Genomic DNA, 14,471 nt, shown 5'->3' on the forward strand with positions numbered 1-14,471 from the left:
AGATCAAGTCCTCATAGTTTTTTCAGCAGGTCTTCAGGCCATAGATGGCTGAACGTTCCGTTACAGCGCCGCTGGTTCTGTTCCATGATCAAAATCTTGCGCTCTAGTTCTTTAATAACCCCCGCAAGGTGTTTATTTTCATCCGCATAGGTCCGAACTACGCGATACATCCTGTGTTTGTGCTCTTCGTTGAGAGAAAGCACCGTCAGCAAGCGAGAACAAAGTGCATCTTGAGGAAGGTGCATAAGACTTGGCCGCTGAGAATCACCGTTATTCTGCGCCGGTTGCTTTAATATTGAGTATCTCTGAGCTATCAGTCTTGCTTTGTTATCATGAAGGAGTGTCGCGCTGGCAAGGTCTGGAACTGAGAGATGCTCGGGTCGCCAGCGCTCGCCAGCTCGTTTCAAAGCCAACTCCAAGGCTACGATTTCAGCGCTCAGTGTGTCCATGGCTAACCTGTAGTCACGATTTCTATACCGACTTTTGGCGAGCTTGCGTTGAGCCTTGGTGTGATTCCGGTTGAGGGTTTTTTCACGGCGTTCGAGGTGCGCAGTACGCGCTTTTAGCTCTGCCACAAGCTTTTCCGTCATAGACAGACGACTTTTGAGGCCCTGGTCTGTGACCATGGTTCTAGCCGGAGGCAGATCTTGAGTTGGGTTGTATACATGTAATCTGCGCACTTCACGGGATTCGAGCTGCCGTAGCCCTAGAACGATTGACGCACGCGAGAATTCCGCACCTAGCTCCCGTGCTACTGTTATGGGCGAAGGTACACGCCCTTCACCGATGATCTTCAAGCGGCATCGCTCAATCTGCAGGATTGTTGCTCTTTTCATTTCAGTCGCCGAGCGGAGGAGTGACTTACCTAAATGTTAGGTCACCCGACTGGAAGGTAAGTGCATTTGCGATAAAAGCTGACGTGCGGTCTGGTGTCTCGCTTCGTGTTTCCTTGAAAGGGCGATGGTCGATACTGGAGACAACCCGATAACTCGCCACTGTTGCATTCAGCAGTCATCAAAAGGTCTTGAGGGCGTACACCAAAACTTATTTAGCCTCAGGGAAGACTCTTGTCTTTAGGCGCACGATCACTCGCTATGGTCTCGCTCGTTTTCGAACTGGCAGCTCCGTACAGCGCTGTCGCCCGACTTGTTAGCAGTGCGCCGGCTTGGAAATAGCCCATGACGGTGGTGACGCTGCGATGTTCGGTCATCGCCATCACCTCGCCGAGCGGCACGCCCTGCCGGCCTGCCTCGGTCACGAAGCCCGAGCGCAGGCTGTGCGCTGCCCAATCGCCCTCGAGGCCAGCCAACTTCGCCCGGCGCTGGACGATGCGCGCCACCTGGTCGGCCGACAATCCCATACTCCCCACCGTGTTGCCTTTATACAACCGGCGAAACAGCGGGCCCGACTCGGCTGGTGCCGCGGCCAGCCAGGCGGCCAGCGCTGCGGCGCTTGGTCCGCGCAGCGGTTTCTCCCGGCGTACGCCACCGGTGTCGGTCTTGGTCGTGCCCAGCGCGTACAGCCAGGTGTCGGCATCCAGGCGGCGCACATCGCTGACCTGCAGACCGACCACTTCCGAGCGACGCCGACCGCCACCGCTCCAAGCCAGCAGGAGTAGGGCGCGGTCACGAATACCACGCACGCCGTCGTCACAGGTGGCGAGCAGCGCCTGCAGCGGCTCAAGCACGATCGCGGTTTTCTTGCGCACGTTGACGCCCTGGCGCGATTGCGCCTTGCGTGCTTCGCGCAGCAGGTTTTTTAAAGCCGGTGCTTCGGTTGGGCTGTCCCACTCATTGATTCGGTGCCATTTACCGAGTACCGCCAGGCGGTGGCTAACGGTATTGAACGCCAGTGGCCCCGGTTTGCTCTTGATCCGGGCAGCGACCAAGGCGGCGTCAATGCCGGGCGGCAACAGGTGGGCCCAGCCGCCATCGGCCAGCGGCCGGGCCAGGTGATCGAGGACAAACTGCACGGCTACCGCTGGGGGAAGGGGCGCATCGCCCAGCGCCTGGCCATAACGCAGCTGCAACCAGGCCGACCAGTAGGCGAGGGCGCTTCGATAGCTGCGCACCGTATTGGCCGCGGTGCCGGCGGCAATAAACGCCGCCGCGGCTTCCTGGGCGTGCAGCGCCAAGGATTGCGGGTTAAGCGGCATTTCGTCTACCAGAGCCAGTCGATCTGTAATATTTGATACGTTCAACGTATTATTAATCCAAATTCAAGAAAATAACGTCGGATAACATTTAATTATCAGACCTAATATACGCGGAGATCAGGCATGGCAGTAGGAGTACCGGAACACGAGGTGTTTGCCGCGGCGGATACGGTGCTGGCCCGTGGTGAGCGGCCGACGGTGGAGCGAGTGCGCCTGGAATTGGGCCGAGGTAGTCCGGCGCGAGTCGGCGGGTTGCTGGATATTTGGTGGGCGCGTTTGGCCGAACGCCTGAACGGAGAAACGCGACTGCCGGCGTTACCTAGTGAGGTGTCGCAAGCCTTCGTTGCCGTATGGCAGCAAGCGATTCACTTAGCGCAAGGTGTGGCCGAACAAGCGTTGGATCAGCAGCGCGAAGTACTGGAGGCCGAGCGTGAACGGCTGGCGACGGTCGAGGATCAAGTGCGTCAGGATTTAGCAAAGGGGCGCCAACAGGTCACAGAGGCCGTGACCAAGCGTCAGGCGGCCGAATCGCGGTTAGCTGACCTGGATCTGCTGCTGGTACAGCGGCAGACGCAGATTGAGGAGCTGCAACAGCAGCGTGACGTGTTGTTGCGCGAGCGGCTTGATACCCAACGGCAAAACCTGACACTTCAGCAGGATTTCGAGGCGTTACGACAGAAGCATGAACAGGAGCGAACAGCTCAGGATAGTTATCTGCGTGGGGTTGAGGATCGCGCCCATCGCGAGATCGATCGCGCCCGGGAGGAGGGGAAGGCCGCAGTAAACCAGTTAAAGGCCGCCAGCCGAAAGCATGACGACCTGCAACGAAAGCTGGAGTTGGCCCATAGCGAAATGAGCCAAGCTCAGCAGCATGCCGCGGCGCAGCTAGCCCGGGCTGAAACCCTGGAACAGCAGTTGACTCAGACTCGTCAGATTCCCGAGACCAGGCGTAAGCCAAGAGCCCGAAAAAAAACGGTATCAACTACAAAAAACTAAAAGCACTACCGCTAATGCCAGCAAAGATGCTTGGGCTAATCTGTTCTGGTAAACACGAATTGACCTTTCAGACCTATCATTCAAGGACGATACAAATGCCAAGTAACTCGGATTCCAAAATCGCCACTGCCGATGCGCTGACGCTGCTGCTGCACAACCAGCATGCGCTCGGTGCGGCTATCGAAGAGATCACTCATTGGATTTCAGGGGATGGCGCAGACATTGCTGCTGATAACGCCGTCGCTGCTTTGGGGACACTGGATGCAAACGCAAAAGCGATAACAGATGCGATCATGCGATTACGGCTATGCTAGGAATCGTTGAGGCCGTCATCAATCGGCCAAAATGCGGCTATTCTCAAACGGCCGCTTTCGGCCAAAAGCGGACGGTTGTATTTTTGAGGCAGCTCAGTTCAATAATGAGGAGTGCTCCAACATCCTACTATTGGAGTCACTCCACCATAATTGTGGAACGCCAAGGCAACGTGATTAAAAAACGGCCCTTAGTGGGCCCTTTTTTCTCATTCACCCGATACGCCTGAACTGCGGTATCGGCCTGAATGCGCTTTCCCATTAGGAAACACGCCACGAAGCACTTGAACAAACCCGCTTCGTTCGCGTCTGCGAGATAGATATGCAAGTCCTTCGTGCTGACAATCTTGGGCATGGCCCCGCTCCTTCATGACCCTAGGTTCGTCACATGGATGAAAACTGTCCAGACGCCCAGAGCAATCCAGAAAATCGCAAAGATCCAGGGTGTGCGCTACGTTGGCAACCTCTAGAGAACCACCTGAGGGTCGAGTACGATGGCATTACGATATCGCATTGGATGTTTACCTTGGATGGACTCTCATTTATGGAATTTTCTGAACAAAAAGTAAAAGCGCTCCAGGATTATCCTGCGCTGAAGAAGTTGGCAGGTGTACTGTGGCGTCAGGATTCCTCGTATCGAGGGGCCGCGGTAATGGTCGGGGCAGGTTTTAGCAGGTGCGCTGCACAAAGTGGCGACAGCACACGCCTAATGCCGCTTTGGATGGATTTCTCAAGAAAGCTGGCAACTGAACTGGACCCCGGGGATCCGAATTTAGCGTATCTCGACCCCCTACGCTTGGCGGAGTTATACAAGGCGCAATTCGGACAGCAGACACTCAATGATCTCATCAGAGCAGAGATCGATGACTCAGCTTGGTCGCCGGGTGACTTGCACACCAAACTGTTGCAGCTTCCTTGGTCTGATGTTTTGACGACAAATTGGGATACCCTTCTTGAGCGTGCCAGTGAACGTGTTCATGACCCAATTTACAGCACTGTGACAAAGCAAACCGACTTGGCCGCCGTCGCCCCACCCCGAATTACCAAGCTTCACGGCACGGTCAACGTCACCGAGGAACTGATATTCACTCAGGAAGACTACCGGCGCTACCCCGAAACCCACGCCGCGTTTGTGAATTTTTCTCGCCAAGTGTTTATCGAGAACGAGCTATGCCTGCTGGGCTTCTCAGGTGAGGATCCTAATTTCTTGCAGTGGACCGGTTGGGTACGTGATCATTTGCAGAGCCAATCGCGCCGAGTGTACTTGGTGGGCGCTCTGAACCTTTCAGCTGCGAAGAGAAAATATCTCGAATCCATTAACGTCGCGCCCATCGACCTATGGGATGCCGTCAAACATCTGGACGACCCTGGACTGCGACACCTTCAAGCCACAGAACTGTTTATCGAAACGCTGAATAAGCTCAAGCCGGCGCACCCCTCAGAGTGGAGACCACAATCAATTGAAGGTCTTCCTCTCGCAGAGGCTGCATCGATGATGGAGTCCGACCGAAAAAGTTACCCGCACTGGTTGGTCTGTCCGTATGGGTTACGTTTATATCTTCAGTTTCAGTATGGAGTCAGGAGCATAACCCCCAGTGTTTTAGACGCCTGCACGATCGAACTGCGGGAGAAAATTCTCTACGAAGTCTCCTGGCGTTACAGCATTACTTTTGACGCACTACCGGGTTGGCTGTTGGAGTCCCTCCTCAAGATCATCTATGAACCCGCGACACTGACGATAAGGCAACAGCTAGAGGTCGCCTTGGTGCTGCTTAATACCGCTCGCTGGTCTATCGGTGAACGCAAAGAACAAAGGCGATTCGAAGATGAAATTATTGCGCGTATTGAAGAACGTACCCAGTTCTGGCCGGATGTCGTCGCAGAGGTTGCATACTTCAAAGTAAATCGCGCCAGGCTGGATCTGAATTTCTCAGAGATGGAGACCAGCGCCTCTCAACTTCCAGAGCACTCAGCGGAATGGAAACTTAAAAAGTCAGGTGTCCTCGCTGAGCTAGGTCAGACTGAGCAAGCGGTCAAGTTAGTCCTAGATGGCCACGCTCAACTCATCGAGCAGCATCGAAAAAACCCAAACTCGGTACAAATCCTATCGAGACTTGCATGGGCAGACCTGTTGGCGAGGGCTGTAGACAGCGACCGTCCCGCCAAATCAAATTCCCTACCCAAAAGCATCTTATCCAGATGGAAGTGTGATCCGTGGGACGAGATTGAACACCTCAAGGAGAAGGTTAGAGAGAGGCTGGATAAAAATGATAAAAAAGCTTCAGTCGAACCGTCATTTCAAGTGGGCCAATACAAGGATAACTCCAAAACAGTACATTTGAGCAATGAAGTTCATGTTCTCTTGATCGCTGACGGACTGATGCGTTCGACAGGGGTTTTGCCCACGTACGAAGGGGCTAACCTTTTCTCGACCCAATTCGAAAACATCGCTTTCCTAGATGAGCTGACACAGCATGACCGCATGAAGCACTCGCTGCGCTTTGCTAGTCTTGATACGTCACCTAATCTGAATCGCATGCTTTCCCGTGTCAATGTCGCGGCCGCACCAGCGGAAGCGGTTGATGACATGAAACGGCTGTGTCGGGATGCAATTAAACATTTCCTGAATAGATACTATTCAAAAAATGTTAGTTCAGCTTTCGCTCTTTCAAAGCTTAGAGTCATGCTTGAGGCCTATGCTAGATTGATCGTAAGATCCACAGCAGACGAAGCCAAAGAGACTTTCCGCTTTGCAATTGGCCTGGACGAAAACAAAGTTGTAAATCATGTTTGGGTGTCTAGGTCTTATGGGCATTTGCTAAATTATTCTTTGCACAGTATTCCCGCCAGCCAACAGAACGAATTGCTGGAGGAGATTCTGATGTTTCCTCTGGCATGTGAGAGAAACAATCCTGAGTGGCCTGAACTGATTGCGAACAATCCTGGCTCGCGAAAGGACAATCCAAGAATAAAGCTAAGAATCCTCGAGATGATTGATTCCATCGCGAAGCATTCATTAGCGCCCCCCCCATTGATAAGCCGTCCTATAGAGGGAATTCCGGCAGAAATGTTGGAGCAACTTAACCAATCTAGTTCAATCCCGAATATAAGTACCCCAACCATTGCCCGCCTCCTGCCGCTGGTCTTGAAGGGCTACACCACCGAGGAGGAGAATTCCTATCTGGCTAAAGCGATTTATGGTGCCGATGCCCCACTTGATTCGTTACCCATCGCTAGTTTCTTCCCTCACGTATTCAGCTTTCTTCCATCACCTGATCGAGTAAAAACGGATCGGCTTATAAGGGATTTTTTGTATCGGACCCCCATGTCGTTGGAAGTCAAAGACCTCCGTAAATTACTATGGGCGTCGCAAGCTCATGCGAGTGACAATAGATTGGCCCCCACTCCAGATCAGGCGCTCACGTGCTTTAATGAATTGATTGTCTGGAGGCAGCCAGGTGATGACGGTTCAGCCCTATTTAAGATGTTTTCCGATCCAAATGAGCCAGGCCCACTGGTTGCGGAGGTTCTCGCCAAGAGCGTATTACCTTGGCTGGGAAAAGAGCAGGTGACTCAAGACTTGGCCCTTCGATTCAAAGAATTCGCGTCACAGGAAAGTTTCCCGGCAACACCGCTGGCGTTTTGCTACCTCGCAAAGCATCTTCCAGAATTAAGGCATGAGCTGGCCAGAGCAATTAAGCAGGGCCTTCGAGATAAGGACGTGAGCAAGGTTGGATTCGCTGCTCGTGCGGTGATCAAGGCCAAAGAACTGGGGATCGATGAGATAGCTGATAAATTGATCCCCCGACTGATTTCCCTCATTGAGTCTGGTCGGCTGACGGTGATCGCACCCTTGTTAGTTGTGGTTCGTGATCTACTAAACCGGTCCTGGCTCACTGACGAAGACGTTACGACAGTAGCAGAGTGCCTTCCTGATCTTTTCCAGAGCACGTCCTACGTCGCTGAATACTCTGTGGCGAAAGAGGCAGTATTCATTTCGGCAATAAGGTCCGGTTGCGCAAAATTGGCGGAGGCGATCGTAAAGCATAGCGCCAGCGGGCATCCAGATCTGGAGTCTCTCTTAGCGAGCGCAAAAAACGATCCGTTACCTGAAGTGAGGCTATTTGAGGAGGAATAATATTCTCAGAGACAAGTTAGTCATTAACTAACGGTTAATTTATGCACGGGCCTTTTAATATCACCAAGTATGAAGGCCCGCCTTAAAGAGGGCTCTGGCGCGTTAAATAGTCTGCTGAGTACAATTGTGCCGGATTAGCCGGCCAGTTGTAAGAGGACTGCTTTTTCCATGCTGGAAGATTACAGAGATTTTCGAGAGTGAGTGTCCGCTTTTGGCCGAAAGCAGCCGCTCATCATCGTCCGCTTTCGGCCCAGGCTGTTTGAAAACGCAAGTAAGTACGTCGAGTAGCGAAAGAAGCTGGGGCAGCTTTAAAATTCGCAGATGTAAGTGGAGATCTACCCCGGTCGGTAACCAGCCGCGGCCCAGAAAGCCGTATACAGACGCGAAAACGCTTGGACTCAGGTCCTGATCGCTTCAATCAGCCCAGCGACGCCAAAGATGCTCATCATTCGATCGGCCGCACCCTCGACGAAATGCCGACGCTCCAAGGGTACAGTGGATGAAGGGGGCGTCGAGGTGCTTGCCGGCACCGAGGGCGTTGAGGTCGACTGCAGCGGTGATCTGCCGTGGCAGAGGCTGGCGGATGTCTCTGCCCAGTTGCTCGGCCTCGTCGGCCAGCGATTGGCGATTGTCGGCGAGCAGCCGCTTGCCATCGCTCATCAACGCGAAGGTGGCGACATCGTCGAAATACGTTGATATCCAGCAAGGCCCCGCTATATCCCGCCGCGCTGGCGTGTGATGCATTTTCGGGTTGAGCATTACCAACAGACGCTTGAACTGGCTCATCGCACACCTCTATGTGTGGCCCCCCGGTTGCTGTTATCTGATCTGTTGTGCTCAGTCTAGACGCGACAGAGCCTGTTAGGACCTTTTACGATTTGTCAGCGGCTGGGGCCTTCGGGCCTTCGAGTCGTGGGCGCTGGTGAGGATGGCTCAAGCGCCTCGACCAAGCGCCAGGCCTGTGCCAGTTGGCGGAACTGCCGCGAAGCGTCGCCAGTACAGATCCGCTCGAACTCGCGGCACACCTCACTGGCCAAACACATGCGCGCGAGCCACTCCACGAAGGGTATCAACACCCTATTGCCACTGCTTTTCCATAATTTGCTCAGCCATACATCCTGCTTGAGCGCTGCCGGGGTGCCTGGTGTCTTGGCAATCAGATCGAGGAAGTACCGATTGGCGGCTTGGCGCTGAGAGGCATCAATGAGGGCAGAGCGGATCAGTTGTCTGGTGGGAGCACGTAACTCAACGATCATCCCAGGCAGCATTTCGTTGGGGGTGAATCCAGCGATCGTGAAAAAGCCAATCCGATTGGCCTGGCACTGGGTGATGGCCTCGGCAAGGCGGCGGGTATAGAGCCCGACCTGCTCCAATTCGACACGTTGCTTACTGATCTTGGCCAGGCAAGCACGAAGCGGGTAACTGCCCGGCACGACATCACACAACCTATGGAGCTTGGCCAGGCAACGGTCGTCCAGTGACAAGGCATCACCGTGAACCACGAAGAGGTCGTCCTCACTGACGTGGCCCGCCGCCCACAACAGTAACCAGAGGCGTGCTTTCTCGTAATTGTCGAGCTTTGAATCATCTAGGGTCTGCGTCAGGATCGAGTACATCACCACCCATTCCTGATCGACGTTGGCAGGTTGCTGCAGCGCGCCAATGCCCCAAGCGACCATGGACTTGAGCTGGCCGCTCGTGCGTTTTGTGCGTCGTGCTTCGACTAAACGCAGCACCATTGAAGGTTTGGGGATATTGCGGGTTCGGCGCCGCCAGAGATCGAGGAATGCGCTGATCGCGAGGGCGTTCTGTTGATGCTCGCGGGTGCTTGAGGCGATACCGCGAAAGGCCTCATAGCCCATGCCAAGCGCATTACCAACGGCAGGGATATTCCACCTGGCCGAGTCATGCTGCGCTGTCAGCCACCACACGGGCAGAAAGCCCGGTGTCGGCAGTGCCAAGGCTTCTTCGGCCCGGTCGGCATCGATCAGCGCCCAGGCGTATTCAGCGGTCGCTTCACGCTGCAACTCGCCCGGCAACAATGCAAGGTCTTCGCGCAACGGCGGCATTTGGCAGTAGGCGCGTGCCAGCGCTGCCGGGTAGGGCGTGAGTTCACTGAGGTCGCCGGCCATGGCTTGCCTGACCAGCATCTGTTCCTGCTGGTCCAACTGCTGCGGGCTTCGCAGTGTCATCAGGCGGTGATAGACGACTTCCAGTAGGTGCTGCTCGCTCGACAGGTCGGGGTCACATTCTTCACGATGATATTTAATGGCTTCTCGGTGCAACTGCAGCGCAAGCGGTCCGGCCACCGGGTCCTTGCGCAGCAGGCCTAAGGTCACGATACGCAGGTCCTTGCGGTGGCGTACCTGATTCGGCGCGTGCTCATCGACTAACCAGGCGTACTGCCTGAGGCGGTCGAACAGCGCCTGCGATTGGTCCTCCGATAGCTTGTCGCCCAGTACCAGTGGGGCCAACACGTCATGCACCAGTGTTGGCGTGACCACACGCAGTACTAACCCCGGATACGCCAGCTTGCGCAGCGGGTCGCTCTCGCCAATGCCGATGCGGTTGAGAATGCGGGTGTAGAGCACGCCCTGGCCGAGCGCCTTGTCCAGCCCGGCAGCATCTTTCAGGAATTCTTCTACATGGTCGGGATGGTTTGCCAGGTAACGGCCCACGAGCCTCAGTACCAGCGGGTTGCCGTCCAGTGCGGCGGCCACTTTTTTTGCATGGCTGCTACTCAGGCCTTCACGGCTCAGCAGGGCACGGGCATGGCGTTGCAACAGTGGCGCCAAGTTGAACGGTTTACCGATCCTGGTGCCCAATGGCAGCGCCATGTTTGCCGCCGCGCGCCCTGCTACCAGCACGCGCATGCCGTGCATGTCGAAGTCCTGCCAGACTATTTCCAGCCACTCGGCTAACGCGCCGACGGCGCTATCGCCACGGCCAGCGAGCATTTCGAACGTGTCCAGCACCAGCAATACAGGTTGATTGTGCAGCCCGAGCCGGTGAATGACTGAACGGATGAACGCGCTGCCTTCCATGCTGGACGACACCGTCTGCTCGCGGCTAGAGCTCATGTCGTAGCGGCTAGCCGAACGGTCGGTGAATGAGCGCTTGAAGTTCTTTCTGATCTCGTTGAAATCGTCTTTGGCCTTAGGGTTGCAGCGGGCCAACTGGCGAGTGAGCTCCAAGGTCAGGCCAGGCCCTTCAGGGTCTAGCGAGGGCCGGTCAAAATCGAAATGAACGATGGGCAGGGGAGGCGTGAGGGCATTCAATGATTGGGTCAGTGCCGCGAGCAGACTCGACTTGCCGATTCCGCCTTCGCCGTCGATGACCCGAATTTGCCCTTTATTTTGCGTATCGGTGGCGAAGACCTGGAGTTCGCTCAGTTCATCTTCGCGGCCGATCAGGCCTTCACCCACGAGCGCCTGTAACTCCTGGTCGCGGATACGGTTGGCAATTTCGCTTTGCACCTGCCGTGCATCTGGCAGGCTCAGGGTTTTACGGGTGTCGGACAAGCCTTGCAGCCAACCGGTGGCCACCGCCAAGGATTGCAACTGCGGCGTACTCAGCAGTTGCAGTTGCGGCTGCCAGCCACGCAGTAGTTGCGCGGTGTACATGCCTTCGAGGTCTCGGGGGGCGGGCCTGAAATGGTCAAGTACCTTGCGCGTGAACCCCGGATTGGCCAGCAATTCGGCCAGCGCCTTGCGCCGAGGCCCGGTGGACAGGCGCCGGTACATGTCGCCGGTATCAATCACCAGTTCGGAGATATCGCTGAGGTGCGCAACCAGCGCCTCGCGCTCGCTGGGGGATGCTTTGCGTGCCAGTTGGCCGAGGTCGAAAGCACCTGCCAAGGCGACTTTGGCAATCAGTTCGCGCGACTTGTCGGTGAGGCCGTCGATGGCCGTCACTTGCTGGGCCGCCAGGCGTTCTTCCAGCGCGGCGAGGCGCTTGTTGAGTGCTTCGTCGTCAGAGGCCGTCATAGGGATCTCATGTTGTCGAGGAACAGCCCGCACGTCGTGGCCATGCAGTGCAGATTGGCTTCTGCGGACTGGCCTGTGGTCACTATTTTATATTGCTTGCTCAACCTTGCGCGGTACTTGATGTCAGGCACGCCAGCGAAGGCTTTTTCCATGTATTGCGAGAACCTTGCAGGAGTAAGCTCGGGCAGCGTCTGTTCGCTCCAGTAGGCGGCGGAGGCTCTGGGTGGCGTGCCCTCATAGCCCAGCAACACGATGCGCAGCCAGCTGTAGCCCGCCAGTGCCTCGTAGAGCAAGTCCAACAATTCGCGAAGGTTGTTGCCATCGCCCAGGGAGATATGGGCGGCGTCTGGGCGCTTCAGGTCGTCAAGCAACAACCAGACATGGCGCTCCATGCGCGCCTGGTCGAGCCTGGCCAGCAATTCGGGTACCAAGGTGTTGCGCAGGTAGGCTATGGATGTGGTGTCACCTTGGGGCGGGGTGAACGGCGTGGCGTTGCTCTTGCCGACTGCCGCCAGCAGCTGCAATGCGAATGCTTCTGCGCCAAGTGCGTGGATATCCAGCGCTGACATGCGCACCACACGGTGCAGTTCCTGGGGGAGCAGGGCTTTGAACAGCTCAGCGGTGAAGGTCATGCCGGCGGGCATACGCAGGGGCGGACGAATCATTAGCCCGCGCTGGTGGTCGTCGGTGCAGGCCTCGCGCAGCCATGCCAGGGTCTGCTCGCGGTCGACGATCGGCCACGGGACTCCATCGGCATCATCGAAGCTGTAGGGCCAGTTCGACGGCAGTGTCGCCGGTAGCTGAGCAATGGTCGCAGCCACTTGATCGATGGCCGTTGCCAGGTTGCTGGCGGGTGTCACCCCCAGCATCTCTCCGGTGTGCACCCCGACCACCCTGAAGTTGACGTCGAAGCATGGCGCCCCGGAGCTGCCGGGTTCGGAATTGACGGAGTGCTGGAATAGCCCCGGTGTCACGTGCAGCCCGGTGACGTTGCCTTGCTGGTGGCACATCGCTTGGCCTTCGGGATGCTGCATCACCAGCAGGTAATCTTCGTGATATGGCAGGGTAGCTTTCATTTCCATACGCTTGGCCATAGGCAGCGGCGCTTCGGCTAGGCGTATGATGGCGTAGTCTTGGCCGTCTAAACCATGCTGGACGATACCGCCAGGCTGTATTGGCGGTGAATTGAGTGCCACCAGCCACCGTTCGGCGAGCAGGAATTCACGGGGTTTGCGGCGTACGCGGCGGCCCCCGAACATATCGACTTTGTCGTCGAAGTAAACGACGACCCTGAAAGGGTCTGCTTCCTCCTGCTTGTCAATGTCGACCAACGGGTCATTTGTTGCGCTTGAAGTCAGCACATGGCCGGCAGTGACCACCATGTCTGGCGGTACAAGCCACCCCGTACCGGCATGCCGGCCATCAATCTCGATACGGCACACATAGTCGGCAACGTGCAGTAGCCCCTTGGCATGCAGGGCACTGTTCAAAAATGGTGAATCGGCATCGATCAAGGCCTGGGCTTTGACCATCCAGGGCGATGCGGTCTGCTTGATCGCCTCCTCGATGAAGCCGCGACTCACTAACCGAGCGGTCACGCAGTTGGTGCAGAACTCGCTCAGCCAACCGCCCGCGCGTGCATGGCCGAAGGCCCTGGCCAGGCGTTGTTCGAGCGTATCGCCGTCTTGGCTTAGGGTATCGTACTGAACCTTAGTGTCATCGCTTTGCTGCAGGGTGAGAAACAGTTCGGCAAAGGCCAACTCACCATCGACCACCCACTTGGCCAAGCGTAGATCCGCCTCCGTCATGCACCACTCTCCATCACCGCACGTATGTCATGGGCCAGGTTGTACTCCCCGGATCGCCCGCCAAAATGCAAGCCGATTATTTGCCAGGTATCGTCCAGGCCGATCACGCAACTGCCCGAGTTGCCGCCCAGGGTCGAAGCGTCATGGCTGAAGCAGCGTGGTGGGTGGCTGTCGCCGGGCACCTGGCCCAGCGCATCGCCCAACAGCCCCGGCGAGAGGCGCTTTACGTCGAAAACGCCCTTGAACAATTTGAACAGGGCCTTGGCGTTCTCCATGCCGAACGACGGCTTGGCCGGGAAGCCGATCGTGACTAGCGGCGTGCCTGGCTTCAAGGCTTGGGCATCGTCGGCATCGCACACTTGCAGTGGCGTGGGCAGGCAATTGTTGGGCAGCGCCTGGATCTGGATCAAGGCGAAGTCAAGGCGCCGTGGTTCGCACAGTTGCAAGATCGGCTCAGGCCCGAGGCGCTCAACGGCGACAGGCCGAGCGAGTGCAGCCGGCGGGTTGCTCCGGTCATGCTCACCGCCAAAATCGATTATCAGGTCGTCCTTGAAACGCCAGATGCCGGCGCAGTCCAGTACGGCCATTTCTTGCAGCACATGGCGATTGGTTGCGAGCAGGCCGGTGCCGACCATAAATCCCGTGCCTAACGTTTTGCTGGTACCGTTGGGTTGCTGCTGGGCAATGCGGGCAATTTTGCCCAACGTTTCCCTGAGCAGGGGCTTGTTCTTGGCCAGGCGGCTGAACCAGCCGCCGATCAGTGGGTCCTGAAAGTCGATGCTGTCGTTGCTGACCAACAGCGCCGGCCGCGAGCCGTCGGTGAGTATGATGGCCTCGATGCCGACACGCATTGCCGGCGTGAGGATACCGCTTTCACTGCGCAGGAAATCCAGGCCTGCGCGAGCACTGGCCAACAAGTGCCTGGCCGCAGGGTCGTTTTCATCGACCTGCAAAGCCAGGCGCGCGAGAGAATGCTCACGTGCCTTTTCGCTCAGTGGGTCCGACCCAAGGCTTTCGCGGCCATGCACATTTACCTGGCTGCACAGGCGACTGCGCAGTAGCTTTGCGACGTCCATG

The 14,471-nt window shown here is 56.6% G+C and carries 9 protein-coding genes and 1 pseudogene; 3 read left to right on the forward strand and 7 right to left on the reverse strand.

All coding sequences use genetic code 11. From position 1 onward, the window contains the following. Positions 1-11: 11 nt before the first annotated feature. Entirely contained in the window at positions 12-797 is a 786-nt protein-coding gene (locus PMI23_RS22155; RefSeq protein WP_238539552.1) for a hypothetical protein, read from the reverse strand. Positions 798-1,054: 257 nt separating this feature from the next. Further along, positions 1,055-2,200, reverse strand: coding sequence for a site-specific integrase (locus tag PMI23_RS22160; RefSeq protein ID WP_177321064.1), 1,146 nt, complete (start codon positions 2,198-2,200; stop codon positions 1,055-1,057). A gap of 78 nt (positions 2,201-2,278) precedes the next feature. Here PMI23_RS22160 and PMI23_RS22165 point away from each other — a divergent pair, with 78 nt between their 5' ends. Continuing rightward, positions 2,279-3,151: a DNA-binding protein gene (locus PMI23_RS22165; protein ID WP_007916575.1), complete on the forward strand. Its 873-nt coding sequence runs from the start codon at positions 2,279-2,281 to the stop codon at positions 3,149-3,151. A gap of 95 nt (positions 3,152-3,246) precedes the next feature. Continuing rightward, positions 3,247-3,465, forward strand: coding sequence for a hypothetical protein (locus PMI23_RS22170; RefSeq protein ID WP_007916577.1), 219 nt, complete (start codon positions 3,247-3,249; stop codon positions 3,463-3,465). A gap of 136 nt (positions 3,466-3,601) precedes the next feature. On the opposite strand, the gene PMI23_RS22175 is transcribed toward PMI23_RS22170, so the two are convergent. Next, positions 3,602-3,817, reverse strand: coding sequence for a hypothetical protein (locus PMI23_RS22175; RefSeq protein ID WP_007916579.1), 216 nt, complete (start codon positions 3,815-3,817; stop codon positions 3,602-3,604). Positions 3,818-4,006: 189 nt separating this feature from the next. Between PMI23_RS22175 and PMI23_RS22180 the strand changes: the two genes are divergently transcribed. Next, positions 4,007-7,600, forward strand: coding sequence for an SIR2 family protein (locus PMI23_RS22180; RefSeq protein WP_238539553.1), 3,594 nt, complete (start codon positions 4,007-4,009; stop codon positions 7,598-7,600). Positions 7,601-8,092: 492 nt separating this feature from the next. Here PMI23_RS22180 and PMI23_RS22185 read toward each other — a convergent pair. From PMI23_RS22185 to PMI23_RS22200, 4 genes and pseudogenes are all read right to left on the reverse strand, one after another. Further along, a pseudogene (locus PMI23_RS22185) lies at positions 8,093-8,386 on the reverse strand (hypothetical protein); the annotation flags it as partial. 95 nt (positions 8,387-8,481) lie between these two features. Continuing rightward, complete coding sequence (locus PMI23_RS22190; RefSeq protein ID WP_007915641.1) at positions 8,482-11,586, reverse strand: ATP-binding protein; 3,105 nt, start codon at positions 11,584-11,586, stop codon at positions 8,482-8,484. Next, positions 11,583-13,394, reverse strand: coding sequence for a trypsin-like serine peptidase (locus PMI23_RS22195; protein ID WP_007915640.1), 1,812 nt, complete (start codon positions 13,392-13,394; stop codon positions 11,583-11,585). Before PMI23_RS22195 ends, PMI23_RS22190 begins: the two co-directional genes overlap by 4 nt. Further along, entirely contained in the window at positions 13,391-14,470 is a 1,080-nt protein-coding gene (locus tag PMI23_RS22200) for a trypsin-like serine peptidase (protein ID WP_007915639.1), read from the reverse strand. Before PMI23_RS22200 ends, PMI23_RS22195 begins: the two co-directional genes overlap by 4 nt. Between the last annotated feature and the right edge of the window lies 1 nt (position 14,471).

It is taken from the genome of Pseudomonas sp. GM24, from assembly GCF_000282235.1.
Lineage (GTDB): Bacteria > Pseudomonadota > Gammaproteobacteria > Pseudomonadales > Pseudomonadaceae > Aquipseudomonas.